Consider the following 25344-nt stretch of genomic DNA (forward strand, 5'->3'; position numbering starts at 1 on the left):
CAAACTTTCCCGGGGGAGGTCTGCCTGATCGCGGCCGGAAGCAGGGGGATCGCCTGATGGTGAACCGAAGGTGGCTGGCCTCCGGGGTCGCCGCACTCAGCGCGGCGACCGGCTCAGTTCCTGGGTCAGAGTGCTGATGGCGCCGCTGATCGTCTCGATCTTCGGGGCGTCGGGCTTCCGGTTCTTCGGTACGCGCCGGTGGTGGTGACCGGGCAGGTCGCCGTCGGGCAGGGCGGCCTCGATCAGGGGCAGCATCTCCTGCACGGTGACGACGCGGCCGGCCTCGGCGCTGAGCGAGGTCACCCCGGCGTCGGCGATGCCGCAGGGCACGATCTGACCGAAGGCGCCCAGGTCGGAGTCGCAGGTCAGGGAGAAGCCGTGCATGGTGACGCCGCGCGCGACGCGGATGCCGATGGCCGCCACCTTGCGCTCCGGCCGGCCCGCGCCCGCCGGGATCCAGACGCCGCTACGGCCCTCGACCCGGGTGCCGTGCACGCCGATTCCGGCGCAGACGTCGATGATCAGCTGCTCGATGCGGCGCACGTAGGCCACCACGTCGACCGGCTTGGCCAGGTGGACGATCGGGTAGCCGACCAGCTGGCCCGGACCGTGCCAGGTGATCTTGCCGCCGCGGTCGACGTCGATCACCGGGGTGCCGTCGAACGGACGCTCGTGCGGCTCGGTGCGTCTGCCCGCGGTGTAGACCGCTTGGTGCTCGAGCAGCAGCACGGTGTCGTCGGCTCCCGCCGCGACCTCGGCATGGACCTCACGCTGACGTTCCCAGCCGGCCGTGTACTCCACGGCGCCGGCGCCGAAACCCAGATGCTCGATCCGCAGCGAACCCATGCCGTCGAGCCTACGCGGCGTTCGGGGCCGGATCGGCCGGGTGATCTGTGAGCACGGGCACGGATGCTCAGGGAAGATCACTACGCTGGTGGACCATGGACGCTCGCAAGGCGCTTCTGATCGACGCGTACCGCTGCTTCAACGGGCGGGACGTCGAGGGGCTGCTGTCAATGATGACGGACGACGTGGAATGGCCCGACCTGCCCGGGGGCAGGGTCCTGCGGGGCAAGGACGAGATCCGCGAGTACTGGCAGGGCCAGTTCGCGGTCTCCGACCCCCAGGCCGTGCCGACGGACTTCGAACCCGGTGCCACCGACGACGAGATCGTGGCCGTGGTCGAGCACGAGGTGCGCGGTCTGGGCGGTGAGGTCCTGGCCGATCAGTACGAGCTCCGCCACCGGTACTGGTTCCGTGACGGGCTGGTCCGGCGGATGGTCGTGCAGTAGCGCAGCAGGCTTCCCGCTCAGACCCGGGCCCCGCTCAGACCCGGGCCCCGCTCAGACCCGGGCCCCGCTCAGACCCGGGCCCCGCTCAGACCCGGGCCCCGGTCCGGTCGGGCGCAGGACCGGAACGAACGGGGCCGGGCGGCCTGTACTGGCCCGTGCCACCGACCTGGGGAGCCGTTCATCTGGTTCTGAGTGGTTCCCGGGGGACGGCGGGCAGGCCCAGATCGGCCAGCACCGCGTCGGCGGTGCGGCGGCCGGAGACCAGAGCGCCCTGGAGCGAGGCGGTGTCGCGGTGGTCGCCCGTCACGAAGACCCCTTCGCCCAGGGCGACCGGCCTGCGCACCTGGAGCGGTGCGGGCATGGCCGTCAGGGCTTCGGGCACGGCGTCGCGCCGGACCAGCTCCCACCAGTGCGTGGGCCGGCTGTAGATCTCGCCGAGCTGGGCCATGACCGCGCGCTCGGTGCTGAGGTCCGGGTCTCCGCCGAGCACCGTGGTCGCGATCAGGGCTCGTTCGTCCGGGCTGTAGCTGCGGGCCCGGTTGCTGATGACGATGGTGTTGACCACCGGGCCGCGCCGCTCGCCGTCGACGTGCAGGGCGCCGGAGCGGGTGGGGGCCTCGGGGGCCGCGTGCCAGTAGGTGGTGAGGCCGCGCGACTGCACCGCGGGCAGGTCCAGCAGGGCGGTGGCACTGCTCGGATCCGTCGCCACCACCACGGCCCGGGCCTGGATGTCACCGGCCTCGGACCGCACGAGCCCGGGACCGGCCGACCCGGCCCGTACCCCGTAGTGGATGCTGGGCACCTGGGCGGCCAGCTGTTCCGGTACGGCTCGCATGCCGCGCCACGGCACCGCCGGCGTGCCCCGCACGAACGACCGCACCAGCAACTGGACGAACTGGTGCGAGGTGACCCCGGCGTCCTCACCCAGCACCCCGGCCAGGAACGGCACGACCACCCGGTTGCGCAGTTCGCCGTCGACCCCGCGCCGGGCGAGCGCTTCGCCCCAGGGCAGATCCGGCTCGGACAGCAGCCTTTCCGGGTCTTTCTGGGCGGCCTCCAGTGCCCACCGGACGAAAGCGGCCTTCTCGCGCCAGCTTCCGGTGCGCTCGCGGACCAGACCGGCGGCGGTGAGCGGCAGCAGGCCGGGGGAGCGACGCGGGTCGGCCAGGACCTGGCGGCCACGCGATCCGGTGACCACCAGGGCGGCCGGGAAGGACTGCAGTCGCAGTGCGCCGACGTCGAGCGCCCGGCGTACCTCGGGATACGCGGGATTGAGCAGCTGAAAACCCCGGTCGCAGAGGAAACCGCCGACCACGTCGGTGCGGACGCGGCCACCGGGAGCGTCGGAGGCTTCCAGCACGACCACGTCGATACCCCGGCGGGAGAGCTGCCGGGCGCAGGCCAGACCGGCGAGACCCGCACCCACCACGACGACATCGGCCGCCGTGGGTAGGTCGCGCGGCGGTACGGTCTGCGGTGGGCTCTGCTCGGACACGGCGGCCTCCGGTGCTCGTTGTCAGCGATGCGTTTCCGCCTCGAAGCATGTCAGGTTCGGCGGCTCCGGCAAGGGCGGCCTCTCGGGCCTGTGGATAACCGGGCCCCTGTGGATATCCAAAACGGGCAGTCGGTACTTCGGGGCACAGTGGCGGCATGGATCTCACGCCCTTCGCCGAACCGCCCGAGGTGCCCGGCTTCCGCCTGTCCGTGCTGCTGGGATTCGGCGCGCACGGCGAGGTCTGGCGAGCGGAAGACCTGGTCCTGGGCGACGAGGTGGCGCTGAAGATCGGCCGCCGCCGCGACCCGGTCGAATTCGGCTCCGAGCAATCGTTTTCCGGCCCGGAGTACGAGACTGCCCTGCTCTCCCGCATCGAGCACCCGCACATCGTGAGGATGCAGCGGGTGGTCGTGCTTCCCGACGACCGCCTGGCGCTCGTGCTCGACCTCGCCGGCGGCGGCAGTCTCGCCGCGCTGGTGGCGGCCCGGGGCCCGCTGACGCCGGAAGAGGTCGTCACCGTGGTCATCCCGATGGTCTCCGCCCTGGAGCACCTTCACCGGAGTGGGCTCACCCATGGTGATGTCTCGCCGGGCAACATCCTGCTGGCGGCCGACGGCTGCCCGCGGCTGGGCGATCTGGGGGTGGCCCGGATACTGGGTGAGCGTCATGAAGATCTTTGGGGCACACCCGGTTTCACAGATCCAGCGGCGGCGGAGGCTGGAGACGGTCCGGTGGATGCTGCGGTCCTGCGCGCCGCGGACGTCTGGGCCCTGGCGGCGTCGTGCTGGTTCGCCTTGACCGGCCATTCGCCGGTCCATCCACCCGAGGTCGGCTCGGTCGATACGGTCGACCCGACCGAGCCGCCCGACGATCTGCGCCAGGTGCTGGCACGCTGTCTGGCGACGGATCCGCAACAGCGGCCCGGCCTGGCCGAGTTCGCCGATCTGGCGTGGCGGGCGGCTCGTCCCGCACCGATCCGGCTGAAGAGCGGGGCCGGCGCTCCGCCCGTACAAGTGCTGACGACGCGCCGGGTTCCGCCACCCCGTCAGAGCGTCCTTGGCGCAGCGAAAGTTCCTCTCCCAGAGGTTGCTCCGGCGCGGCGAACGGTCCCGATGACCCGATTGCTGGCCCTCCTGGCGGCGGTCGGCCTGCTCGGCGCCGTCACGGCGGGGGTGGGCCGGCACATGCTGCGGGCGACGGGTGAGGGTCCGGCCACGGCGAACGGGAGCCGGCCGGAAGACACCGCCAAGGCTCCGTCGGTCCGGCTCACCGAGGCGGAGGTTCAGCAGGGAGGGAGCCGGCGGGAAGGAGCCAGGCAGGAGAGGACCGGGCAGGAGAGGACCGGGCAGGGAGAGGCCGGGCCAGGGGGAGCCAGGCAAGGCGGGATCCGGCAGAGGGAACCGCTCGACGTCGAACTGGCCGAGGCCCTCACCCGGATCGGCCGGGCCCGGGCGCAGGCGTTCGAGATGGTGTCGCAGCAGAAGCTGGCTCTGGCCGACGATCCGGGTTCGCCCGCCGAAGGAGCCGATCAGGGGCTGTTGAAACGCCTGCGTCGCAATGGGTACCGGTTGGAGGCCCTGGACTACCGGTTCGGTCGGGTGGAGGTGCTGACGGCGGGGGACAGCACGGCACAGGTGCGCGCCGTGGTCAGCACCACGGCCCATCGGCAGGTACGCGTGAGCGGTGACTTCTCCGCCGGTGTGCCCCCGGCCGAGGCGGCACCGCTGGTGTTCACACTCCGCGCGGTCGGTCCGGCGGAGGAAGGGGCCGGGCGCTGGCGGGTGTACGACATCCGCAACGGCGAGTGATGTGCGGCGGCGAAGACGGTCTCCTGACGTTGCCCGGGAGACGACCTGGGCGGTGCGCGGAGCGAGCGGACCGAAAGTCACCTGGCTGGGTGACCCGAGCGAGGTGTCCTGCGTCCGCAGATCCGGCGGTGTCGCGGAAAGGCCCTGGCCGGTGTCCCCGAGTGAAGGCCCTGGCCGGTGTCCCCGAGTGAAGGCCCGGGCCAGGTCCGGGCGGACTACTGACCGGCGGTCCAGGTCGCGGCCTTGGCGAGGGTGTCGTGCTCCCACCGGAAGCCCGCGGCGCGCAGCTTTCCCGGGTCCACCCGCTGGCTGGCGAGAACCTCACCGGCGAACTCCCCGAGCACGGCCTTGAGGGCGAAGGCGGGGGCGGGTACCAGCGCGGGGCGGTGCAGGGCCCCGGCGACGGCCTTCATCACGTCGACGTTGCGGGCGGGCTCGGGGCCGACCACGTTCACCGGGCCGGTCAGGTCGCCGTCGAGCATGAGTTCCAGGGCGGCGAGGGCGTCGGGCAGGGTGACCCAGCTCCACCACTGGCGTCCGTTGCCCATCGGCCCGGCCAGACCGAGCTTCGCGAGCAGCAGCAACTGCTTGAAGGCGCCGCCGTTCCGGGCCATGACCAGCCCGAAGCGCGGGTGCACGACCCGGATTCCGGCGTCGGCCGCGGGAGCGGCCTCGGCCTCCCACACCTCGACCACGCTGACCAGGAAACCCTCGCCCGGTCCGGACTGCTCGGTGAGGATCTCCTCGCCGCGCTCGCCGTAGTAGCCCATGGCCGAACCACTCACGAGCACCCGGGGCGGGGTCTCGAGCGCGGTCAGCGCCCGGACCAGGGTGCGCGTACCCAGGGCCCGGGAGTCCCGGATCTCACGCTTGTACGCGGCTGTCCAGCGGTGGTCACCCACGCCGGCGCCGGCCAGATGCACCACGCCCTCGACGCCGGCCAGGCCGGCCAGGTCGACGCTGCCGCCGGCCGGGTCCCACTGCACCTCACCGGGTCCGGAGGGAGTTGAGCGCACCAGCTTGATCACTTCGTCCCCGCGCGCGCTCAGGCGCTCGACGAGGGCGGAGCCGATCAGGCCGTGCGAGCCGGTGACCGCGACCTTCATGGGTGTGTCCTTTGCGTTCTCAGGGAATGTCTTTCCGGGCAGGCCCGGATGGTCCAGCCTGCCGTGCCGCCGGCGATCCCGCCCGCCGAGCAGGCAAAGGCCGAACGGCCGCCCCCGTCCCGAAGGGGACAGGAACCGGCCGTTCGGTCAGAGCCGTTCTCCGAGGTGAGATTCTCAGAGACCGAGGTCGCCCTCGAAGGCGCCTTCTTCGAGCCGGGACTTCATGGTGCCGAGGAACCGGGCGGCGTCGGCGCCGTCGACCAGGCGGTGGTCGTACGACAGCGCCAGGTAGACGATTGAGCGGATGCCGATGCTCTCCGCACCGTCTGCGTCCTTCACCACGACCGGGCGCTTGACCACGACACCGGTGCCGAGGATGCCGGTCTGCGGCGGGAACAGGATCGGCGTGTCGAACAGGGCGCCGCGGCTGCCGGTGTTCGTCAGCGTGAACGTGCCGCCGGCCAGGTCGTCCATGCTGAGCTTGTTGGTGCGCGTGCGCTCGGCGACATCGACGATCTTGCGGGCCAGACCGGCGATGTTGAGGTCACCGGCGTTCTGGATGACCGGCGCGGTCAGACCCCGCTCGGCGTCCACGGCGATCGCCAGGTTCTCCTGCGCGTGGTAAACCACGTTCTCGCCGTCGATGCTGGCGTTGAGCTTCGGGTGCTGCTTCAGCGCCTCGATCGCGGCCAGGGCGAAGAACGGCATGAACGAGAGCTTCACGCCCTCGCGGGCCAGGAACGGGCCCTTGGCCCGGTCGCGCAGGCGCGCGATCCGGGTGACGTCGACCTCGACCACGCTGGTCAGCTGGGCGGAGGTCTGCAGCGACTCGACCATGCGCTTGGCGAGCACCTTGCGAAGACGCGACATCTTCTCGGTGGTGCCGCGCAGCTCCGAGACCTGGATCTGCTTCGGCTTGGCCGGGGCGCTCGGGGAAGCAGCGGCCGCCGGGGCCGGGGCGGCCTCGGGAGCAGCCGGCGGGCTGGTCTCCTTGGCCTTTGCGGCGTCGATCACGTCCTGCTTGCGGATCCGTCCGCCGACACCGGTACCGGTGATGGCGGAGAGATCCACACCCTGCTCGGCGGCCATGCGGCGCACCAGCGGGGTGACGTAACCCGGGCCGTCCTGCGACGAGCCGTTGGACTCGGCCGGAGCAGCCGAGGGGGCCGGAGCGGCAGCGGGGGCCGGGGCGGCCGCCGGAGCCGGAGCAGCGGCCGGAGCCGGAGCAGCGGCCGGTGCCGGAGTGGGAGCCGGTGCCGGAGTGGGCGCCGGAGCCGGTGCCGGAGCGGCAGCGGGCTGGGCCGGGGCAGCGGGTGCAGCCGGGGCCGCGGCGCCGGAGCCGATGACCGCCAGGGCGGCACCGACCTCGACGGTCTCGTCCTCGTTCACCAGAATCTTCTGCACGGTGCCGCCGACAGGCGAGGGGATCTCGGTGTCGACCTTGTCCGTCGAGACCTCGAGCAGGGGCTCGTCGACCTCGACCGACTCACCGACCTGCTTCAGCCAGCGGGTGACGGTGCCTTCGGTGACGCTCTCACCGAGGGCCGGCATCGAGACCGTGGTGCCCTCTCCACCGTCGGAAGAGGCGGAGGAGTCTTTTGGGGCGGGGGCAGCGGGCTGCTCGGGAGCGGCCTGAGGCTCGGGCTGGGCGGCAGCCGGGGCTGCGGCCGGGGTCTCCTGCGCGGGGGCAGAACCACCACCGGAGCCGTCACCGATGACGGCGAGCTGAGCGCCGATCTCCACGGTCTCGTCCTCCGAGACCAGGATCTGCTCGATCACACCCGCGAACGGCGAGGGGATCTCGGTGTCGACCTTGTCGGTCGAGACCTCCAGCAGGGGCTCGTCGACCTCGACCCGCTCACCCACCTGCTTCAGCCACCGGGTCACGGTGCCTTCGGTGACGCTTTCACCCAGCGCGGGCATCTGCACGGAGTCCGACATCTGTTCTCCGCTCTCCTTCGTGTTTCGTCGGCGTCAATGGCGCCGTTGAAGTGTTGTGGTCAACCGCTCGGGGTACTGGGAGAGCGGGTACATCTGGTGGTGCACATTTGTTTTCAGGTCGTGCTGTGAGGGCGGTCAGGCGTGCGCGTGGAGCGGCTTCCCGGCGAGTGCGAGGTGCGCCTCGCCCAGAGCCTCGTTCTGGGTGGGGTGGGCGTGCACCAGCTGGGCGACCTCTTCCGGGAAGGCCTCCCAGTTGACGATCAGCTGGCTCTCCCCGATGAGTTCCCCGACCCGTGCGCCGACCATGTGTACACCCAGCACTGGGCCGTCCTTCTGGCGGACCAGCTTGACGAAGCCGGCGGTGGCCAGGATCTGGCTCTTGCCGTTGCCCGCCAGGTTGTACTCGTAGGTCTGCACGTTGTCGTCGCCGTGACGCTCGCGCGCCTGTGCCTCGGTCAGTCCGACCGAGGCGACCTCCGGGTCGCAGTATGTGACCCGGGGGATGCCTGACTCGACCAGGGGGGCCGGGGCCAGCCCGGCGATCTCCTCGGCGACGAAGATGCCCTGGGCGAAACCACGGTGGGCGAGCTGGAGCCCCGGGACGATGTCGCCGACCGCGAAGATTCCCTCCACGTTCGTGCGCAGCCGCTCGTCGGTGAGCACGAAGCCCCGGTCCATGTTCACCCCCGCCTCCTGGTAACCGAAACCGTCCGCGTTCGGGCCCCGCCCGACCGCGACCAGCAGCAGATCCGCCCGCAGGGTGTCACCGGACTCCAGCGAGACGGTGACTCCCTCGTCGTCCTGCTGGGCCCCGGAGAACCGGATCCCTGTCCTGAACGCTATGCCACGCTTGCGGAAGGCCCGCTCAAGGGCCTTCGACGCGGCCGGGTCTTCCGCGGGAACGAGCCTCGGCAGCGCCTCGACAATCGTCACCTCGGCGCCGAACGACCGCCACACACTGGCGAACTCGACCCCGATCACGCCGCCGCCGAGCACGATGACGCTCTGCGGGACGGAGTCGAGGTTCAGGGCCTGGTCACTGGTGACGATCCGGCCGCCGATGTCCAGGCCGGGCAGCGAGCGCGAGTACGAACCGGTCGCCAGGACGACGTTGCGGCCCTGGTAGCGGGTGCCCGCGACCTCGACCGTACCGGGCGCGACCAGCCGGCCCTCGCCCTCCATGTAGGTCACCTTCGCAGCGGAGACCAGACCCTGCAGGCCCTTGTACAGGCGGCCGATGACGCCGTCCTTGTACTTGTTCACACCAGGCATGTCGATCGACTCGAAGCTCGCCTTGACCCCGAAGCGCTCGCTCTCGCGGGCCGAGTCGGCGACCTCGGCCGCGTGCAGCAGGGCCTTGGTCGGGATACACCCCCGGTGCAGGCAGGTGCCGCCGACCTTGTCCTTCTCGATCAGCACGACGTCGAGACCCAGCTGGGAAGCACGCAGTGCCGCGGCGTAACCGCCGCTGCCGCCTCCGAGGATCACAACGTCGTGGATCTGGCCGGGGCCGGATTCGGACACCTGGGTGCTCCCTCGCGTTTCAACGCCACCGGCGCCCTGGTTGCCGGTGAGCCTCCCGCCATCCTGTCATCACCGGGATGGGTGGTCACGTCGGATCCGGCGTGCCCGGGCCGCGTCATTCGTCACGTCAATGAGTCGTGGGACACAAACACCCCGGTACCGAACGGGCCGGTCGTCGCTTTCGGTGGCGTCCGGAGGGCCCCGGGACCGGTGGGCCTGATGAACGCCCGGCCCCCGATCCACGCCATGATCATGGGCAGGTCCAGGGCCGGTAGCAGCCCGGTGGGCCGGCGATCGGGAACGGTGCCGCCGGGCGCATCGTTGACGGTGGGAGAAAAGGTGAGGAGTCGCGTGAGAAACTCTCGCCCGGTGAGGGAGGTGGCGCATGGGCTGGTTTTCACGACGTAAGGCGGCCCCGGTGGAGAGCCGGGCCGAGCAGCGGGCCGAGGTGAACCGGGTGCGTGAGCACCTCGAGGAGTTCATCCGGACCCGTCGTGGGGTGGAGGCGTTCGTCGAGCCCGCCACCACGATGAACCCGCCGACGGTGCTGCTCATCGCGTCGACGGGGGAGTGGACGAGGCGCCGGGTGCTGCACCCCGGGGTACTGCGCGAGCTGTCGGAGCGACTGATGATCCCGGTCTACGACATTCAGCAGGTGGGTTACCCGCAGCGCATGCGGGACTGGAACGCGCGCGCCAAGCGGGGCGAGCCGCAGCCGGTGGAAGACACCGAACTGCCACCCTGGCCGCAATAGGCGACCAGATCGTCCTCAAACATGACTGCCGGCCCGGCCGGTACCGGCCGGGCCGGCAGTCATGAGAGGGCGGTGACCGGACTCAGCGCAGCGGCGTGGTCGCCAGCGACTCGCACAGCGCCACCATCGTGCGCACGCCGTGCCCGGTGCCACCGGTCGGCGTGTAGCCGTAGGCGGAACCCGTGTTGTACGACGGGCCGGCGATGTCCAGGTGCGCCCACGGGGTCTGCGCGCCGTCGTCGGTGGACGGCACGAACTCCTTCAGGAACAGCCCGGCGACCAGCATGCCGCCGAACCGCTCGCCGATGTTCGCGATGTCGGCGACCCGGGAGTCCATGCTGGGACGCAGCTCCGGCGGGAGCGGCATCGGCCAGAAGGCCTCACCGGCCTCGCCGGACACGGTGTGCACCAGGTTCCGCAGGTCGTCGTCGTTGGACATGATCGCGGACGTGCGGCTGCCGAGCGCCACGATCTGCGCACCGGTCAGGGTGGCGATGTCGACGATCACGTCGGGGTTCGTCTCACCGGCGGCGACGATCGCGTCGGCGAGCACCAGCCGGCCCTCGGCGTCGGTGTTGAGCACCTCCACCGTGCGGCCGCCGCGGATCGTGATCACGTCGGAGGGACGCTGGGCGGTGCCGGAGGGCATGTTCTCGGCGAGCGCGAGCCAGCCGGTGACGTGCACGGGCAGGCGGAGCTCGGCGATCGCGGCGACCGCGTGCAGCACCGCGGCCGCACCCGACATGTCGCTCTTCATGTCGTCCATGCTCGCGGCGGGCTTGATCGAGATACCGCCGGAGTCGAACGTGATGCCCTTGCCGACAAGTGCGACGTGGGTGGCGGCGCCGGCCGGCTTGTACTCCAGCTTCACCAGGCGCGGCGGGCGCGACGAGCCCTGGCCGACCCCGATCAGGCCGCCGTAACCGCCCTTGAGCAGCTTCTTCTCGTCGAGCACGGTGACCGTGACCGGCAGGTCCTTGACCACGCGCTGGGCGTCGTCGGCGAACTGGGCCGGGAACAGGTCGATCGGCGCCGCGTTGATCAGGTCACGGGTGCCGTGCACGGCGTCGGCGAGCACCTTGGCGCGGCGGATCCCGGCCCGGGCGGCGGTGTTCGCGGCGGCCGGGGCGGACACGACGATCGTGCCGACGGGCGTCCTGACCGAGTCACCGGTGCGGTAGCGGTTGTACGCGTAGGCGCCGAACAGGGCGCCCTCGGCGACCGCCGTGACGTCTTCACCCGTGGTGGTGGGCAGACCGAACACGACCTTGGCCAGGCCCGCGAGCTCGCGGGTGGCGGCACCGGCGGCGCGGCGCAGGGTCTCGTGGTCGATCTGCGCCGGTGCGCCGAGGCCGACGAGGACCACCGATTTGGCGGACACCCCGGCCACGGGCGGGATGCGGTGCAGCGTGCCCTTGGCGCCGGTGGCGCCCACGGCCTTGACCGCCTGGGTCAGCGCCGTGCGCACCGGTGCGGGGAGGGCCGGCGCCCCGGCGAGCACGGCACCGGCCTTGTTGGTGCCGACCCCGATGACGAGGGCATCGGCGGACTGACTGACAGCTTCCTTGGCGGTGACACTGAGCGTGGGCAACGAGAATCCTTCGACGTCAACGGGCTTTCCGTCGAGAATCCTAGGCCTGTCCCCGGTCGGACCGCAGAACATGGTTCCGCCCGGGTGCCCGCCGTGCGTAGGGGGCGACCACTACCCGGAATTGAGGACGCGTCTCAGCTTGCGTGGGTGGACGCGATCAGGGCCAGCGCAGCCACCGCCGTGCCGATCTCCACGCCCGCGCCGATGATGTCGCCGGTGATGCCGCCCAGGCGCCTCGTCGAGCGCCGCACCAGCACCGCAGCTGCGACGACGGTCGCCCCGACGGCCACCGGCCCGGCCCACCAGGTCAGCCCGGCGGCCCACCCGGACCAGGCGGTGACCAGGGCGGTCACGATCAGGCAGGTCGCCAGCAGCGGGTTCGGCACGGCGCCGGCGACCATCGCCCCCAGACCCTCCGGCCGGGCCGGGGGAACACCCGAACGGCAGATCACCGGGATCGCGACCCGGGCCGTCACCGCCACGGTCACCACGGCGAACGTGGCCGCCAGCTCGTTGCGCCAGCCGACCGCGACCGTGCTGATGCCGGCGGTCACCAGCACCTGGTTCAGGGCGGTGACCTGGAGCATCAGCACGATCACGACCATCACCACACCGGCCGGTCCGCTGTCGCCGCGCCGCATCACGGTCAGTGCCTTGTCGCGGTCGTAGCTCGCGGTGAAACCGTCGGCGGTGTCGGCCAGACCGTCCAGGTGCAGTGCCCGCGTGCTCAGCGCGAACACCCCCACCACCAGCACGGCCACCACCAGGGGGGTGAGGCCCAGCCGGATCGCCCCGAACGCCACCAGCCAGCCGGTCAGTCCGGGGACGACCCCCGCCAGCGGAGCGAGGGCCATGGCCCGGCCCGGGACGGGTGGGGCGACGGTGGTCGGTGGGGGGACAGGGAACGCGGTCAAGGTCCCGAACGCGAGCCTCAGGGCATCAGTCAGGGTGCTCCCGGGAGAGCCCGCGGCATTGCGCGACTCGGGCACTCAGCGCCGTTCGCCGTTGCCGGTGGGGCGGCTGGTGTCGGATGCGGTGCCCGGGGGCGGCCCTGGGGCCAGATCGGACTCGTCGGGCAGGGGCTCGCGGTCTGCTGCGTCGGCCGGTGGGTGGTCTGCGACGCCGGGGTTACTGGGGACGGCGGGATCCGGCGTCGCCTGCTCGTCCGGGTCGGGGATCGCCGCGAAGGTGGACCCGCCGTCGAAGTCCGGATCCGGTAGCGCGCTCACGAAGTCCGCACCGTCGATCGCCGCAGCGTCGATCGCCGCACCGTCGATCGCCGCGGCGTCCGGCTCCTGCGTCCGTCCGGTGGCCGACGCCTCGGTGGCCGGCGTTTCCTCGGTGACCAGCGTCTCTTCCGCCGGCCGGGCCTCGGTCACTCCTGCTTCCCCGACCCCGGCGGCCGGTTCGATGCCGGCGGAAGCAGAGGAGTCGTCCTCAATTTCGTCGTTGCGTTCCTGCGCCCGCAGCACGGCGGTCTCGAGGAGCTGGAGGGTCAGCCGGGCGCCGGTGCCGTCGCCGTCGTCCAGGCCGAGGTCGGTGACGGCGACGAGGCGTAGTTCCTCGAGCATCCGGCGGGTGAGCGCGGCACCGCCGGAGTCGGCGGCCAGCCACCAGCTGCGGGCGGCGGGGGCCAGGCGGGCGGCGAGCAGGGCGCACGTGGTGGCGATCGGGCCGTCGATGATCGCGGGAGTGCGGCGCGCGGCGGCCTGCAACAGCAGACCGGTGCCGGCCAGCAGCTCTCGGTGTTCCAGGAGCTGGAGCAGACGCAGCGGGTCTTTACGGTTGCCGTGCACGGCCTTCAGACCGTCGCGGATCCGGGTGACCCGCTCGATCCAGGTGCGGTCGGTCAGGCCCGGGGTGGGCCAGCCCATCGCCTCGACCGCGTCCAGCCCGAGCACCTGCGCCGCCGCGACCTGCCAGGCGATGTCGTCCGGGCGGGCGGGGATGCTGAGCAGGATCAGGTCGGTGCCGTCGTCCACGGCGTCGTCGGCGGTGGCCAGGCCCCAGTCGATGGCATCTTGTGCCTCGCGGGGCGCGGTGAAGCGGTGCAGCACGACCTGCGAGCGCACCGGCCCGGCGGTGCCGGTGTGCGGCAGCCAGAAGTGCTCGACCCGCCGGGGGAGTTCGCGGCCGACCACTCCGGCCCACCACCGGGTCAGTTCGTCGAGCCGGTCACCGCCCGGCGAGGGCACACCGCCCCGCGGCCGGGCCCGCATACCGCCCGGCGATCCGTCGGGCGTGGTGACGAGGGCCGCGATCCGGTTGAGTTCATCCACCTGCACGGCGCCCATCATGACGGTCCCGGAGCGGTGCTGCCGCACGGGGCCGGTGAACCGGGCCCGGCGCTCACGCGTCCGCCCGCAGCAACCGTCCGGCGACGATGACGTGGACGTCTTCACTGGCTTCGGCCAGCTTGCCGTTGAGCCGCCCGAGCTGGTCGCGGAACAGCCGTCCCGACTCCGTCGACGGCACGATCGACCAGCCCACCTCGTCGGACACGGCCACCAGCGGTCCCGGACACTCGCGCCAGGCCGTGAGCAGGGCCGCGGTCTCGGCGTCGAGCTGTTCCTTCCAGCCCGGCCGGTCGTCCCACGCGCCGCAGCGGTCGAGGACGCCGCTGAGCCAGGTGCCCACCGAGTCCAGCAGGATCGCCCGGCCGTCGCCGGTCAGGGGTCCGGCGACATCGATGGTCTCCAGCGTGCTCCACCAGCCGGGGCGCCGTTCCTGGTGCCTGCGCACCCGGGAGGCCCACTCGTCGTCCTCGGGGTGCTCGGTGGGGGACGAGTCGTCGCCGGTGGACGCGGTCTCCTCACCGGACCGCCCGGGTTTCGGGCCGGTGGCCAGGTAGACCACCTGGGGGGCCGCGGACAGCAACTGCTCGGCGAACGCGGACTTGCCCGATCCCGACCCACCGAGCACGAGGACGCGCCCGAGGTGCGGGAGCGGGGAGTGCTGCGGATGCGGGAGGCCGGGAGCGGTTCCGGCGACGGCCAGCTCGGCCCCCCAGGCGGGCAGGCAGGCCTGGAGCCGGGCCGGATGGGTCTCACGGTGCCCGAACCCGACGAGCAGGCAACGGGTGCGCCGGCCGATCACTCCGCGGGCCCGCAACCGGGCGATCGTGCGGGCACAGCCCAGCGACGGCATCTCCCCGGGCGGTGCGGAGGACTCCGGCTCGGGCCCCAGCACCAGGGCGTCGGGTGGCCGGCTCACTGTCCGGGGGGCGGTCGGGAGAGGGGCAGGCAGCAGGGCTGCGAGCGCGTCGAGCGTGGAGTCGCTGATCTCGCCCGCCTGCGGTGCCCACACCACGGTCAGGTCGGCGGTGCGGATCAGGACGACACCCTCGCCCAGGGCCTCGAATCGGGTGCCGCGCGCCGGGCGGTCGAGCGTCAGAACCTCTCCCGGCCCGAGCTCGTGCGAGGCGCCGGTGGAGTGCCGGGACGTGCCGGGGTGAGGCTCGCTGCTCTTACCGGCGTGGCTGTCCGGGGTGTCCGGGGCGACACCGGTCCGGGGGTTCGGGGCGGGAGCGCCGGTCGCGAAGCTTGCGGGCCGGCCCGTGTCGACCGTTCCGCCGGAGGTGACCGCAGCGTGCCCGGTGACCGCATCGTCCACCGTGACCACACCGTCCACCGATATCTCCCACCCGCCGGAGGAGACGAGCCGGGCCGGCTCGGCGGTGACCCCGTCGCGCCGGGCCCGGGCGCACACGGCGCAGGGGCAGTCCGGCACCGGGAAACCCTCGGCCGGACCGGTTCCGGTGAGTGTGAGCCGCATGCGTCGCCTCTTTCGCCGAACGGTCCGGACCGGCGGCCGCCGGAAACCGGGAGGAACAGGTGCGGAACCTGATGGCTCCGGGGCGGGATTCACACGTACCGTAGGCACGTGAATTCATGGACCTGGCAGTACGAGGCAGCGGACGGCTCGGTCATGACGGGGCCGGAGCTTCCCCGCACCGGATTCCCGAATCAGGCCGACGCGGAGAGCTGGGTCGGCGAGAGCTGGCACGACCTGCTCGCCGCCGGTGTGGAACAGGTGAACCTGTTCAACGCCGACGACAAGATCTACGGCCCGATGAGCCTGCGCCCTCTGGCCTGAGTCCCACCCGGAGTCCCACCGGGGCCCACCGTTCGCGGGCCGGCCCCGGTGAGAACTCTCAGACGCGTGGCCTGACCGGTGGGCGGCCTTTCGGCGCGCGCCGGCTGGTCCAGGTGGCGTCGCGGTTGACGACGTCGCCGAGCACCTCGTCGATGCGGGAGAGCTGGTCCGCGTCGAGCTTCACCCCGACCGCGCTGACGTTCTCCTTCACCTGCTCGGGCCGCGAGGCACCGATGATGGCGGAGGCGACGTTCTGGTTCTGCAGCACCCACGCCACACCGAGCTGGGCCAGCGACAGACCGGCCTCCGCGGCGATCGGGGCCAGGCCCTGAACCCGCTGCAGCACGTCGTCTTTCATCCAGCGGGAGATGAAGTCGGCGCCCCCGTTGGTGTCGGTCGCGCGGGACCCGGCGGGCGGGGCCTGACCGGGGAGGTACTTGCCGGTCAGGATGCCCTGGGCCAGCGGTGAGAAGACGATCTGCGACACGCCCAGGTCACGGCTGGTGGGCACCACCTCGTCGTCGATGACCCGCCAGAGCATCGAGTACTCCGGCTGGTTCGAGATCAGGTGGATGCCCAGGTCGTCGGCGAGCACGCGGCCGGCCCGGATCTGGTCGGCCGTCCACTCGCTGACCCCGATGTAGAGCGCCTTGCCCGACCGCACCACGTCGGCGAACGCCAGCATGGTCTCTTCGAGCGGGGTCTCGGAGTCGAAGCGGTGGGCCTGGTAGAGATCGACGTAGTCGGTCTTCAGCCGGCGCAGGGAGCCGTTGATCGACTCCATGATGTGCTTGCGCGAGAGCCCGCCGTCGTTCGCGCCCTGGGGCCCGGTGGCCCAGTAGACCTTGGTGAAGATCTCCAGGCTCTCCCGGCGCTCGGAGGCCAGGGCGTCACCCAGCACGACCTCGGCGGCGGTGTTCGCGTACGTGTCCGCGGTGTCGAACGAGGTGATGCCGACGTCGAGCGCGGCCCGCACGCACTGGGTGGCCACGTCGTTGCCCACCTGGGACGCGTGGGTGATCCAGTTGCCGTACGTCAGCTCACTGATTTTCAGGCCGCTGCGGCCGAGATACCGATACTCCATGCGGGGGAGCCTATTGCGCTCCCCCGACAGACTTGCGTCGGCACTGGTCAGAGGCGGTTCAGGAGGGGAACTCGCCCCGCGCGACCATCGGCTTGGGCATGCGGCCGCGGCGGAACTGCAGCGCGCGCATCATGCCGTAGGTGCCGGCCCCGGGCGCCCCGACCCCGGTACGACCCTCGAACTTGGTGTCGACCCGCTTCTGGATACGCCGGCGCAGCAGGTACGAGTCGATGGCCACGACGAGCACGAAGCCGTACAGCAGCACCAGTGAGACCAGGCGCAGCACCGGCACATTCACCATGCCGAGCACCAGGGAGAACAGCGCGATCGGCAGGAAGTACTCGCCGATGTTGCGGCGGGCGTCGATGTAGTCGCGCACGTAACGGCGGGCCGGGCCCTTGTCGCGGGCGGGCAGGTACCGCTCGTCGCCGCGGTTCATCGCCTCGCGGGCCTTGAGACGCTCCTCGCGGGAGGCGGCGGAGCGTGCCTGGCGGGCAGCCTTACGCTCGGCCCGGGTGGCCCCCTTCGGGGCCGGCGGCGTACCGATCAGGGGACGCCGGTTGCGCGCCTCCGACTCACGGCGGCTGGGGGTGGGGCGGCCTTTGCCCCCTGCCTTGACCACCTGATCGGCCTGGGGCTCCTCAGGAGCGGCGGTCTTGTCACGTCCGAACACGCCATCAGGGTAACTGCCCTGAGTACGTGCTGGGCCCGGCCCCCGGGCCCGGGAAGGTCTCGAACCGGTTCCGGATGCGGTGACGGATCGAGCGGCGGATCTCGCGGTGAGTGCGGGACGGGAGGGGCACCGGTTCGGCAACGGAGAGGAACCGGACCGGAACCGGCTGTGCGAAGAAGCGGACAAGGGCCCCCCGGACGTGGGAATGTTGATCCGCGGTCATCGTGCTTCCGCAGCCCGCCGGGCGGGTCGGCAGCGATGGTGCACGGTGCCGTACGCGGGGAATGGCCGGCCGAGGAATGCGGGCCGGCAGCAACGGGGTGGCAACGGAACGACGCGTGGAGGGACCGCGGCGTCACCGGGCCGGTTCGCCGCGGGCGTCAGGAATCACGCACGGCACGGCGTTGCACAACGGGAGGCATGTCCCGCCCGCCCGACGGGCATTCGTGGGACAGCTCCCGGGCCCGAACCTCTCGGTGCCCGGGCTCGTTGGGATCCGAGGTGTCGTGCACTGTCCGTATTCGAGCAACAACAGCTAATGGGGGTCGAGATGCCGGTCATCCAGCGGCGTGCCCAGGACACCCGCTCAGCGTTGCTGCACGCCGCTCGGCAGGTGTTCGCCGACGTGGGGTACAGCGATGCGAGCGTTGCCGAGGTGGTGTCGCGGGCCGGGTCCAGTGTGGGCAGCATGTACCACCATTTCGGTGGTAAGGCCGATCTGTATACCGCGCTCTACGACGGTTTCCAGACCAGGCAGGACGCCCGTGCCGACGGCGCCGTGCGTGAGGCCATGGCGGAGGGTGAGTGGGACCCGGTCGCCCTGATGGCCGCCGGTTCCCGGGCGTTCCTCCAGGGAGCCTGGGCCGAGCGGGATCTGGCCCGGTTGTTCCTCACCGGCGACGGTCCGCCCGGGTTCGACGAGGTGCTGCGCAACGGCTTCACCGGCTGGGCGCAGCGCAGCGGGGCCGGCCTGAGGTCGGCCGACGGCCGTCCGCTGAACCAGGCTCATCTGCTGGTCATCGGCTCGGTCATCGCGGCCGGGGCCCGGGAGGTCACCAACCAGGCCGACTCGCTCGCGGCGGCCGCCTTCACCGAAGATCTCGTGGGCATGCTCGACCGGCTCTGCCGGCCGGTCGGCCACCGCGAGCGTGACCTGGCCGAACAGCCAGGCTGAAAACAGCTTCTGGGCTGAGTAGGGCACCCGGGCCGACTTGGTCCGGGCAGTGGTTTCAGCAGTAGCTCGACGAGGTCATCACGGTTGCCACCTGCTTCCGGATGAAGACACCACACCGGTTCACATCCAGACCGAACGTGGGTCACACGCACAGCGCAGCGACGGTGTTTCGCGCCGCACCGTCGCTGCTGGATAGTTTCGGGGGATGAGCCACGAGCCGTATTCCCCCGATGTCGAGTCCCTCCGTCTGCGCCTGACCGGGCTGATGCCCGCGGTACGGGCCGATCTGGAGCGACTTGTCCGGATCCGGAGCGTGTCTGCCGATGCGTTCGACCAGTCCACGCTGGAAGACAGCGCGGCCGCGGTCGCCGGCCTGCTGCGGGACGTCGGCGTCGACGACGTCGAGATCCTCCGGGTCGAGGGTGGCCGCCCCGCCGTGGTCGGCCGCCGTCCCGGCCCCGAGGGTGCCCCCACCGTGATGCTGTACGCACATCACGACGTTCAGCCTCCCGGTGACGAAGATGCCTGGGAGACACCGGCGTTCGAGCCCACCGAGCGCAACGGCCGGCTCTATGGCCGGGGTGCCGCGGACGACAAGGCCGGGATCATGGCCCACATCGCCGCGCTGCGCCTGCTGGGCGACGAGCTCGGCGTCGGGCTGGTCGTCTTCTCCGAGGGTGAGGAGGAGATCGGCTCGCCGACCTTCTCCGCCTTCCTCCACGAGTACCGCGAGCGCCTCGAGGCCGACGTGATCGTCGTGGCCGACTCGGCGAACTGGAAGGTCGGCGTGCCCGGCCTGACCACCACGCTGCGTGGCCTGGTCGACGGCACGATCACGGTGCGCACCCTCAAGCACGCGGTGCACTCCGGTCTCTACGGTGGCCCGGTTCCCGACGCCATGATGGCGACGGTGCGCCTGCTCGACTCGTTCTGGACGCCGGACGGCACCCTCGCGATCGCCGGCCTGGTGTCGGGCGAGAGCGCGCCGCTGGACTACCCCGAGGCGGACTTCCGTTCGGATTCGGGCGTTCTCGACGGTGTGGAGCTGATCGGCACCGGCACGCTGACGTCGCGGATCTGGACCCGCCCGGCGATGACCGTCATCGGCATCGACGCGCCGACCGTGGCGGAGTCGTCGAACACGCTGAACCCGGCCGTCACGGTGAAGTTCTCGATGCGCATCGCCCCCGGGCAGGACCCGGCCGCGGCGATGGCGGCGATCCGCGCGCACGTCGAGGCCAACGCCCCGTTCGGCGCGCAGGTCGAGGTGGGCGACGGCGAGCAGGGGCAGTCGTTCCGGGCCGACCTGGAGGGGCCGGTCTACGACGCCGCCCGCTGGGCCCTGGAGAAATCCTGGGGTACCGCCCCGGTCAGCATCGGTGTCGGCGGGTCGATCCCGTTCATCGCCGACCTGAAGGAGCTCTACCCGAAGTCGACGGTGCTGCTCACCGGGGTGGAGGACCCGGACTCCCGGGCCCACGGCGCCAACGAGTCGCTGCACCTGGGCGAGTTCGAGCGGGCCTGCCTGGCCGAGGCCCTGCTGCTCGCGGCCCTCGCGGAGAAGTAGTCAGCACGGGGAAGGACCGCCTGATCGCGAACCGGGAAACGGTTCCGTGATCATGCGGTCCTTCCCCGGCCGACCCGGTCTCAGATACCCGGCAGGGCCAGCATCTGGTCCAGGCCCACCCGGGCCCAGTGGGCGACGTCGGGGTCGACCACGATGCGGTTGACGCTGCGCCCGGCCGCCAGCGACTCCAGGGTCCACACCAGGTGCGGCAGGTCGATGCGGTTCATCGTCGAGCAGAAGCACACCGTGCGGTCGAGGTAGGTGATCTCCAGCTCGGGGTGGGTGCGGGCCAGGCGCCGCACCAGGTTCAGCTCGGTGCCGATGGCCCACGAGCTACCGGCGGGAGCCGCCTCGATCGTGCGGATGATGTACTCGGTCGACCCGACCTGGTCGGCCGCGGTGACCACGTCGTGCCGGCACTCGGGGTGCACCAGCACGTTGACGCCCGGCACGCGCTCGCGCACCGCGGTGACGTTCTCGGCGGTGAAACGGCCGTGCACCGAGCAGTGCCCGCGCCACAGAATCATCCGGGCGTTCTTCAGCTGCTCGACGGTGAGGCCACCCATCGGCTTGTGCGGGTCGTAGACCACGCAGTCGTCCAGCGAGAAACCCATCTGCGAGACCGCCGTGTTGCGGCCCAGGTGCTGGTCGGGCAGGAACAGGACCTTGCCCCGGCCTTCCGGACGGCGGCCGAAGGCCCAGGTCAGCGCCACCCGCGAGTTCGACGACGTGCACACCGTGCCGCCGTGACGACCGGTGAAGGCCTTGATCGCGGCCGAGGAGTTCATATAGGTGACCGGGATGACGTCCTCGGCGATGCCGGCTTCGACCAGGGTGTCCCAGCACTCCTCGACCTGGGCGATCGCGGCCATGTCGGCCATCGAGCAGCCCGCGGCCAGGTCGGGCAGCACGACCTGCTGGTGCGAGGCGGTCAGGATGTCCGCGCTCTCGGCCATGAAGTGCACACCGCAGAACACGATGAATTCGGCGTCCGGCCGGTTCGCGGCATCACGGGCGAGCTTGAACGAGTCTCCGGTGACGTCGGCGAAGTCGATCACCTCGTCGCGCTGGTAGTGGTGGCCGAGCACGAAGGCGTTGCTGCCCAGGGTCTGGCGCGCGGCGTGGGCCCGGGCCACCAGGTCGGGGTCGGAGGCGGCAGGCAGGTCGCCGGGGCACTCCACACCACGCTCGCTGCCCAGGTCCTGCGCACGACCCAGGAGAAGCAGAGCAGCGGGGGTGGAGGCCGGTTCGGCGAACGAGGGAGTGCCCTGATCCAGGGACGCCGGTGCGAGCGTCGCGACCGGTCCATCGGTCCTCGTAGTCATTCGGTCATCATCCCATGACATGATTTTCGCGTGCGTGTGGTAATTGCTCCGGACAGCTTCTCCGGCACCCTGACCTCCCCGGCCGCGGCGGAGGCGCTCGCCGTCGGCTGGCGACGTCATGCACCCGACGATGACCTGGATCTTTGTCCTTTGTCCGACGGTGGCCAGGGCTTCGTCGACGCCCTGGCCGCCGGTCTGGACGGCCGCCTGATCCCGCTCGAGGTCACCGGTCCGGCCGGTTTCCCCGCTCTCGCCGTGCTTTTCGTCACAACGGAGAAATCCGGGCAGGTCACCGCATATCTCGAGTCGGCCCAGGCCTGCGGGCTCGACCTGGTGCCGCCCGCCGAGCGCGATCCCGGCACGGCCACCAGCACCGGCCTGGGCACCCTGATCGCCGCCGCGCTCGAGGCCGGGGCCACCCGGATCGTCGTCGGCGTCGGGGGAGTGGCCACCAACGACGGTGGTGCGGGCCTGCTCGCCGGCCTGGCCACCGCCCTCGGCCTGCCCGGCGCCCAGGCTCTCGCCGGCCGGCTGACCGGCGGCGTCACCGCTCTGCGCGGCATCACCCCGGCGGACCTGGAGGTGCTCAACCCCCTGCGCGAGCGCCTGGCCGGTATCGAGCTGGTCGCGGCCACCGACTCCGACGTGGTGCTGCTCGGGTTCAAGGGCGTCAGCGCCCTGCACGCGGCCGCCAAGGGAGCCACCCCGGAGCAGGCCCAGGAACTCGACCTGGCCCTCGCCGACTTCGCCCGGGCCGCGGTCGACGCCACCGCCCAGCCGCAGAAACTCGTCGCCCTGGCCGGTGCGGGCGCGGGAGGGGGCCTGGGCTTCGGGCTGTTCCTGCTCGGCGCCACCCGGGAGATCGGGGCGGTGCTGGTGGCGGACGCCGTGGGCCTGTCCCGGCGGCTCGCGGGGGCCGGGGTGGTCGTCACCGGTGAGGGCAACCTGGACTGGGAGTCGCTGCGGGGCACGGTGATCACCGCCGTCGCGCGGCTCGCGCAGGAGCAGGCGGTCCCTACGGTCGCGGTCGCCGGTCAGATCCAGGTCGGGCGCCGCGAACTGCTCACGGTCGGGGTCGAGTCGGCCTATCCGGTGGCCCGCAACCCGGCCGAGGTGCGGGCATCGCTCGCCGACCCGGCCGGGCGGCTGGCCGACCGGGCCCAGCGGGTGGCCCGCACCTGGTCGCCGCGCCGGTGACGTAGGCTGGAACGGCACGGACACGGTGACGCCGCCGCCGTTCAGTGTGGATCTGCCAGCAGATTCGCTGCGAGAACCGGGAATTACCCGGAAAGGCTCGCTGCTGATCGGTGTGCAGACGTGGTGCTCACGCCCGCCCGGGCATGGGCACACCCCCAAGTGAACTGGCCGACCTGACCGTTCGGACGAGCAGGAGATCTACCCATGACCGTCAACGAGACCGAGCAGACCTCCGCGGAGACCAAGACCCACGGTGTGCTGCTCACCGATGTCGCCGCCGGCAAGGTGAAGAGCCTGCTGGAGCAGGAGGGCCGCGACGACCTGCGCCTGCGCATCGCCGTCCAGCCCGGTGGTTGCTCCGGTCTGGTGTACCAGCTCTACTTCGACGAGCGTTCGCTCGACGGTGACCTGGTGCGTGACTTCGACGGTGTCGGCGTCGTCGTCGACCGGATGAGCTCCCCCTACCTCGAGGGTGCCTCCATCGACTTCGCCGACACGATCGAGAAGCAGGGCTTCACCATCGACAACCCGAACGCCGCGGGCAGCTGCGCATGTGGTGACAGCTTCCACTGATCGTTCGACGAAACCGGCCGTATCCCGTCCTGGGGCGCGGCCGGTTTCACTTTTGCGCGGCACATCGTGGGCATGGGCAGGGATTCCGGGGCATCTGCACGGGTAAGGTTCCCACTTGTGCGTATCGCGGTTACCGGGTCCATTGCGACCGACCACCTGATGACCTTCGACGGCCGGTTCGCCGACAGCCTGCTGAAAGAGCAGCTGGAGAAGGTGTCCCTCTCGTTCCTCGTCGGTGATCTGCAGATCCGGCGCGGCGGGGTGGGCTGCAACATCGCCTTCGGCCTCGGCAACCTCGGGCTGCGCCCGCTGCTGGTCGGATCGGCCGGCGAGGACTTCGCCGACTACCGCTCGTGGCTCGAGCGGCACCACGTGGACTGCTCGGGGGTGCGGATCTCGCAGACTCAGCACACCGCGCGCTTCGTCTGCACCACCGACTCCGAGCAGGCCCAGATCGCCTCCTTCTACCCGGGGGCGATGTCCGAGGCCAACCAGATCGAGCTCGGCCCGCTCGGCGCCGACGCTCCCATCGACCTGGTCGTGATCAGCCCGAACGACCCCGAGGCGATGCTGCGCCACACCGAGGAGTGCCGCAGCCGGGGTATCCCGTTCGCCGCGGACCCCTCGCAGCAGCTCGCCTGGGCCGACGGCCCGCTGATCCGCCAGTACGTCGAGGGCGCCACCTACCTCTTCAGCAACGACTACGAGGCCGGGCTGATCGAGTCCAAGACCGGCTGGAGCCCCGCCGAGATCCTCGACCGGGTGGGCATGCGCGTCACCACCCACGGTGAGAAGGGCGTGTTCATCGAGGTCAAGGGCGCCGAGACGGTGCACGTACCGATCGTCCCGGCCGCCCGGCTGGCCGACCCGACGGGCATCGGCGACGCGTTCCGCGCCGGTTTCCTGGCCGGTATCGCGTGGGGGCTCAGCCCCGAGCGCAGCGCCCAGGTCGGCGCCACCCTCGCCACCCTGGTGCTGGAGACAGTCGGGCCGCAGGAATACAACCTGACCCGCGCGTCCTTCGTCGAGCGCTTCGCCTCCGTCTACGGCGCAGCCGCGGCGGCAGAATTGGAGCCCCACCTCACCACCTTCCGGCCGTAGGCGGGTCGTGGCGCAGCAGTGACACACCACCGGGCCGACGAGGAGGAGCACGGGCTGAACCAGCCGCGGCGTGACGAACCGTTCTTCGGGAGCCTCGGGAGTTCTGCTGAGATGACCGCGCAGCCCGTGGAACCGGTGCCGAGCAGATACGCCTTCGACCTGTCGGTGGCGGTGCCGGGCGAAGACCTCATCGGTGTCGGCGCCGACCTGGAACCGGGCACGTTGCTGGCCGGGTACCGGTCCGCGGTGTTCCCGATGGGCCTGGGCCGGCACGGCCGGGGTCCGCTGGGCTGGTGGTCGCCCGACCCGCGGGGCGTGCTGCCGCTGGCCGGGCTGAAGGTCAGCCGATCGCTGCGCAAGGCCGTGAAGACCTTCGAGATCCGGGTGGATACGGCCTTCGACGAGGTGGTGGCCGGGTGTGCCGACGTGCGCCGGCCCGGCCGCTGGATCACGCCGCGCATCGCCGAGGCCTACCGCCGCCTGCACGACCTGGGCTGGGCGCACTCGGTCGAGTGCTGGCGCGACGGCCGGCTGGCCGGTGGCCTGTACGGGGTCGCCAGCGGGGGGCTGTTCGCCGGGGAGTCGATGTTCCACCGGGAGACGGACGCGTCCAAGGTCGCCCTGGTCGCCCTGGTCGGGATGCTCTTCGAGGACGGTGACGAGCGCCGTCTGCTGGACGTGCAGTGGCGCACCGATCACCTGGCCGGGCTCGGGGTCGTGGAGATCCCGCGGCACGACTACCGGGAACGCCTCGAGCAGGCCCTGCACCTGCCCCGGCCCGCCGCGTTCGACCGGCTCTAACCCACCCGCACCCGGCTACGCAGAAAATCGCCGGTGTCGTCGGCCGTCCATTCCTGACCCACCAGTTCCGCGTTCCGCATGCGGCACCAGGCCGCGATGTCGGGCTCGGCGGCCGGATCGGTACTGAGCACGGTCACCACGCTGCCCGGTACAGCCAGGCGCGCCGCGGCGGCCAGCCGGATGATCGGCAGGGGACACCTCATCCCCCTGGCGTCCACCTCGGAACCGAGCTCATCCGCGTCC

23 protein-coding genes are annotated in these 25344 nt (G+C 71.5%); 10 read left to right on the plus strand and 13 right to left on the minus strand.

Annotation, left to right across the window (positions count from 1 at the left end; translation table 11 throughout):
* Positions 1–96: 96 nt before the first annotated feature.
* Positions 97–846 (minus strand): lipoyl(octanoyl) transferase LipB, encoded by a 750-nt coding sequence (lipB, locus tag LR393_RS15910; RefSeq protein WP_231484701.1) that lies wholly within the window; start codon positions 844–846, stop codon positions 97–99.
* A 95-nt stretch (positions 847–941) separates the two neighbouring features.
* Between lipB and LR393_RS15915 the strand changes: the two genes are divergently transcribed.
* Positions 942–1292, plus strand: coding sequence for a nuclear transport factor 2 family protein (locus tag LR393_RS15915; protein ID WP_231484702.1), 351 nt, complete (start codon positions 942–944; stop codon positions 1290–1292).
* Positions 1293–1470: 178 nt separating this feature from the next.
* Here LR393_RS15915 and LR393_RS15920 read toward each other — a convergent pair whose 3' ends face one another.
* On the minus strand, positions 1471–2787 hold the full coding sequence (locus tag LR393_RS15920; protein ID WP_331282951.1) for an NAD(P)/FAD-dependent oxidoreductase: 1317 nt from the start codon (positions 2785–2787) through the stop codon (positions 1471–1473).
* 155 nt (positions 2788–2942) lie between these two features.
* Here LR393_RS15920 and LR393_RS15925 point away from each other — a divergent pair, with 155 nt between their 5' ends.
* On the plus strand, positions 2943–4595 hold the full coding sequence (locus LR393_RS15925; RefSeq protein WP_231484703.1) for a serine/threonine protein kinase: 1653 nt from the start codon (positions 2943–2945) through the stop codon (positions 4593–4595).
* Positions 4596–4810: 215 nt separating this feature from the next.
* On the opposite strand, the gene LR393_RS15930 is transcribed toward LR393_RS15925, so the two are convergent.
* The 3 genes from LR393_RS15930 to lpdA all read right to left on the minus strand — a co-directional run bounded on the left by LR393_RS15930 (position 4811) and on the right by lpdA (position 9166).
* Complete coding sequence (locus tag LR393_RS15930) at positions 4811–5701, minus strand: TIGR01777 family oxidoreductase (protein WP_231484704.1); 891 nt, start codon at positions 5699–5701, stop codon at positions 4811–4813.
* Between the two features lie 174 nt (positions 5702–5875).
* Positions 5876–7642, minus strand: a complete 1767-nt coding sequence (sucB, locus tag LR393_RS15935) for a 2-oxoglutarate dehydrogenase, E2 component, dihydrolipoamide succinyltransferase (RefSeq protein WP_231484705.1) — start codon at positions 7640–7642, stop codon at positions 5876–5878.
* A 135-nt stretch (positions 7643–7777) separates the two neighbouring features.
* Complete coding sequence (gene lpdA, locus LR393_RS15940) at positions 7778–9166, minus strand: dihydrolipoyl dehydrogenase (RefSeq protein ID WP_231484706.1); 1389 nt, start codon at positions 9164–9166, stop codon at positions 7778–7780.
* Positions 9167–9551: 385 nt separating this feature from the next.
* Here lpdA and LR393_RS15945 point away from each other — a divergent pair, with 385 nt between their 5' ends.
* Complete coding sequence (locus tag LR393_RS15945; protein WP_231484707.1) at positions 9552–9920, plus strand: oxidoreductase; 369 nt, start codon at positions 9552–9554, stop codon at positions 9918–9920.
* Between the two features lie 82 nt (positions 9921–10002).
* Here LR393_RS15945 and LR393_RS15950 read toward each other — a convergent pair whose 3' ends face one another.
* The 4 genes from LR393_RS15950 to LR393_RS15965 form a co-directional block, all read right to left on the minus strand.
* Entirely contained in the window at positions 10003–11511 is a 1509-nt protein-coding gene (locus LR393_RS15950) for a leucyl aminopeptidase (RefSeq protein ID WP_231484708.1), read from the minus strand.
* 134 nt (positions 11512–11645) lie between these two features.
* Entirely contained in the window at positions 11646–12425 is a 780-nt protein-coding gene (locus LR393_RS15955) for an adenosylcobinamide-GDP ribazoletransferase (protein ID WP_231484709.1), read from the minus strand.
* Positions 12426–12500: 75 nt separating this feature from the next.
* Entirely contained in the window at positions 12501–13796 is a 1296-nt protein-coding gene (locus LR393_RS15960) for a nicotinate-nucleotide--dimethylbenzimidazole phosphoribosyltransferase (RefSeq protein ID WP_231484710.1), read from the minus strand.
* A gap of 64 nt (positions 13797–13860) precedes the next feature.
* Positions 13861–15285 carry a bifunctional adenosylcobinamide kinase/adenosylcobinamide-phosphate guanylyltransferase gene (locus LR393_RS15965; RefSeq protein ID WP_231484711.1) on the minus strand — a complete coding sequence of 475 codons (1425 nt, stop codon included), beginning with the start codon at positions 15283–15285 and terminating at the stop codon, positions 13861–13863.
* Positions 15286–15393: 108 nt separating this feature from the next.
* On the opposite strand from LR393_RS15965, the gene LR393_RS15970 reads away from it, so the two are divergent.
* Positions 15394–15606, plus strand: a complete 213-nt coding sequence (locus tag LR393_RS15970; protein WP_231484712.1) for a hypothetical protein — start codon at positions 15394–15396, stop codon at positions 15604–15606.
* Positions 15607–15664: 58 nt separating this feature from the next.
* Here LR393_RS15970 and LR393_RS15975 read toward each other — a convergent pair whose 3' ends face one another.
* Positions 15665–16690 (minus strand): aldo/keto reductase family protein, encoded by a 1026-nt coding sequence (locus LR393_RS15975; RefSeq protein WP_231484713.1) that lies wholly within the window; start codon positions 16688–16690, stop codon positions 15665–15667.
* A 58-nt stretch (positions 16691–16748) separates the two neighbouring features.
* Positions 16749–17363, minus strand: coding sequence for a DUF3043 domain-containing protein (locus tag LR393_RS15980; RefSeq protein WP_231484714.1), 615 nt, complete (start codon positions 17361–17363; stop codon positions 16749–16751).
* A 550-nt stretch (positions 17364–17913) separates the two neighbouring features.
* Here LR393_RS15980 and LR393_RS15985 point away from each other — a divergent pair.
* Both LR393_RS15985 and LR393_RS15990 read left to right on the plus strand, forming a co-directional pair.
* Positions 17914–18537, plus strand: coding sequence for a TetR/AcrR family transcriptional regulator (locus LR393_RS15985; protein WP_231484715.1), 624 nt, complete (start codon positions 17914–17916; stop codon positions 18535–18537).
* A gap of 205 nt (positions 18538–18742) precedes the next feature.
* On the plus strand, positions 18743–20104 hold the full coding sequence (locus tag LR393_RS15990; RefSeq protein ID WP_231484716.1) for a dipeptidase: 1362 nt from the start codon (positions 18743–18745) through the stop codon (positions 20102–20104).
* A gap of 80 nt (positions 20105–20184) precedes the next feature.
* On the opposite strand, the gene nadA is transcribed toward LR393_RS15990, so the two are convergent.
* Positions 20185–21429 (minus strand): quinolinate synthase NadA, encoded by a 1245-nt coding sequence (gene nadA, locus LR393_RS15995; protein WP_231484717.1) that lies wholly within the window; start codon positions 21427–21429, stop codon positions 20185–20187.
* A 30-nt stretch (positions 21430–21459) separates the two neighbouring features.
* Here nadA and LR393_RS16000 point away from each other — a divergent pair, with 30 nt between their 5' ends.
* The 4 genes from LR393_RS16000 to aat all read left to right on the plus strand — a co-directional run bounded on the left by LR393_RS16000 (position 21460) and on the right by aat (position 25101).
* On the plus strand, positions 21460–22626 hold the full coding sequence (locus LR393_RS16000) for a glycerate kinase family protein (protein ID WP_231484718.1): 1167 nt from the start codon (positions 21460–21462) through the stop codon (positions 22624–22626).
* Positions 22627–22830: 204 nt separating this feature from the next.
* Positions 22831–23199, plus strand: a complete 369-nt coding sequence (locus LR393_RS16005) for a HesB/IscA family protein (protein WP_231484719.1) — start codon at positions 22831–22833, stop codon at positions 23197–23199.
* Positions 23200–23316: 117 nt separating this feature from the next.
* The gene (locus LR393_RS16010; protein ID WP_231484720.1) at positions 23317–24300 is read left to right on the plus strand and encodes a carbohydrate kinase family protein; all 984 of its coding nucleotides are present in this window, start codon (positions 23317–23319) and stop codon (positions 24298–24300) included.
* A 111-nt stretch (positions 24301–24411) separates the two neighbouring features.
* Positions 24412–25101, plus strand: a complete 690-nt coding sequence (gene aat, locus LR393_RS16015; RefSeq protein ID WP_231484721.1) for a leucyl/phenylalanyl-tRNA--protein transferase — start codon at positions 24412–24414, stop codon at positions 25099–25101.
* Here the strand turns inward: aat and LR393_RS16020 are convergent.
* On the minus strand, positions 25098–25304 hold the full coding sequence (locus tag LR393_RS16020; protein ID WP_231484722.1) for a sulfurtransferase TusA family protein: 207 nt from the start codon (positions 25302–25304) through the stop codon (positions 25098–25100). The genes aat and LR393_RS16020 overlap by 4 nt on opposite strands.
* Positions 25305–25344 lie beyond the last annotated feature (40 nt).

Origin of the sequence: Kineosporia mesophila (assembly GCF_021129235.1) — a bacterium.
Classification (GTDB): domain Bacteria; phylum Actinomycetota; class Actinomycetes; order Actinomycetales; family Kineosporiaceae; genus Kineosporia; species Kineosporia mesophila.

What these genes read in the sequence shown, in the direction of transcription:
- lipB (WP_231484701.1), bottom strand. Translation starts at nt 846, where the DNA reads ATGGGTTCGCTGCGGATCGAGCATCTGGGTTTCGGCGCCGGCGCCGTG.
- LR393_RS15915 (WP_231484702.1), top strand. Translation starts at nt 942, where the DNA reads ATGGACGCTCGCAAGGCGCTTCTGATCGACGCGTACCGCTGCTTCAAC.
- LR393_RS15925 (WP_231484703.1), top strand. Translation starts at nt 2,943, where the DNA reads ATGGATCTCACGCCCTTCGCCGAACCGCCCGAGGTGCCCGGCTTCCGC.
- LR393_RS15930 (WP_231484704.1), bottom strand. Translation starts at nt 5,701, where the DNA reads ATGAAGGTCGCGGTCACCGGCTCGCACGGCCTGATCGGCTCCGCCCTC.
- sucB (WP_231484705.1), bottom strand. Translation starts at nt 7,642, where the DNA reads ATGTCGGACTCCGTGCAGATGCCCGCGCTGGGTGAAAGCGTCACCGAA.
- LR393_RS15945 (WP_231484707.1), top strand. Translation starts at nt 9,552, where the DNA reads ATGGGCTGGTTTTCACGACGTAAGGCGGCCCCGGTGGAGAGCCGGGCC.
- LR393_RS15965 (WP_231484711.1), bottom strand. Translation starts at nt 15,285, where the DNA reads ATGCGGCTCACACTCACCGGAACCGGTCCGGCCGAGGGTTTCCCGGTG.
- LR393_RS15975 (WP_231484713.1), bottom strand. Translation starts at nt 16,690, where the DNA reads ATGGAGTATCGGTATCTCGGCCGCAGCGGCCTGAAAATCAGTGAGCTG.
- LR393_RS15985 (WP_231484715.1), top strand. Translation starts at nt 17,914, where the DNA reads ATGCCGGTCATCCAGCGGCGTGCCCAGGACACCCGCTCAGCGTTGCTG.
- LR393_RS15990 (WP_231484716.1), top strand. Translation starts at nt 18,743, where the DNA reads ATGAGCCACGAGCCGTATTCCCCCGATGTCGAGTCCCTCCGTCTGCGC.
- nadA (WP_231484717.1), bottom strand. Translation starts at nt 21,429, where the DNA reads ATGACTACGAGGACCGATGGACCGGTCGCGACGCTCGCACCGGCGTCC.
- LR393_RS16005 (WP_231484719.1), top strand. Translation starts at nt 22,831, where the DNA reads ATGACCGTCAACGAGACCGAGCAGACCTCCGCGGAGACCAAGACCCAC.
- aat (WP_231484721.1), top strand. Translation starts at nt 24,412, where the DNA reads ATGACCGCGCAGCCCGTGGAACCGGTGCCGAGCAGATACGCCTTCGAC.
- LR393_RS16020 (WP_231484722.1), bottom strand. Translation starts at nt 25,304, where the DNA reads ATGAGGTGTCCCCTGCCGATCATCCGGCTGGCCGCCGCGGCGCGCCTG.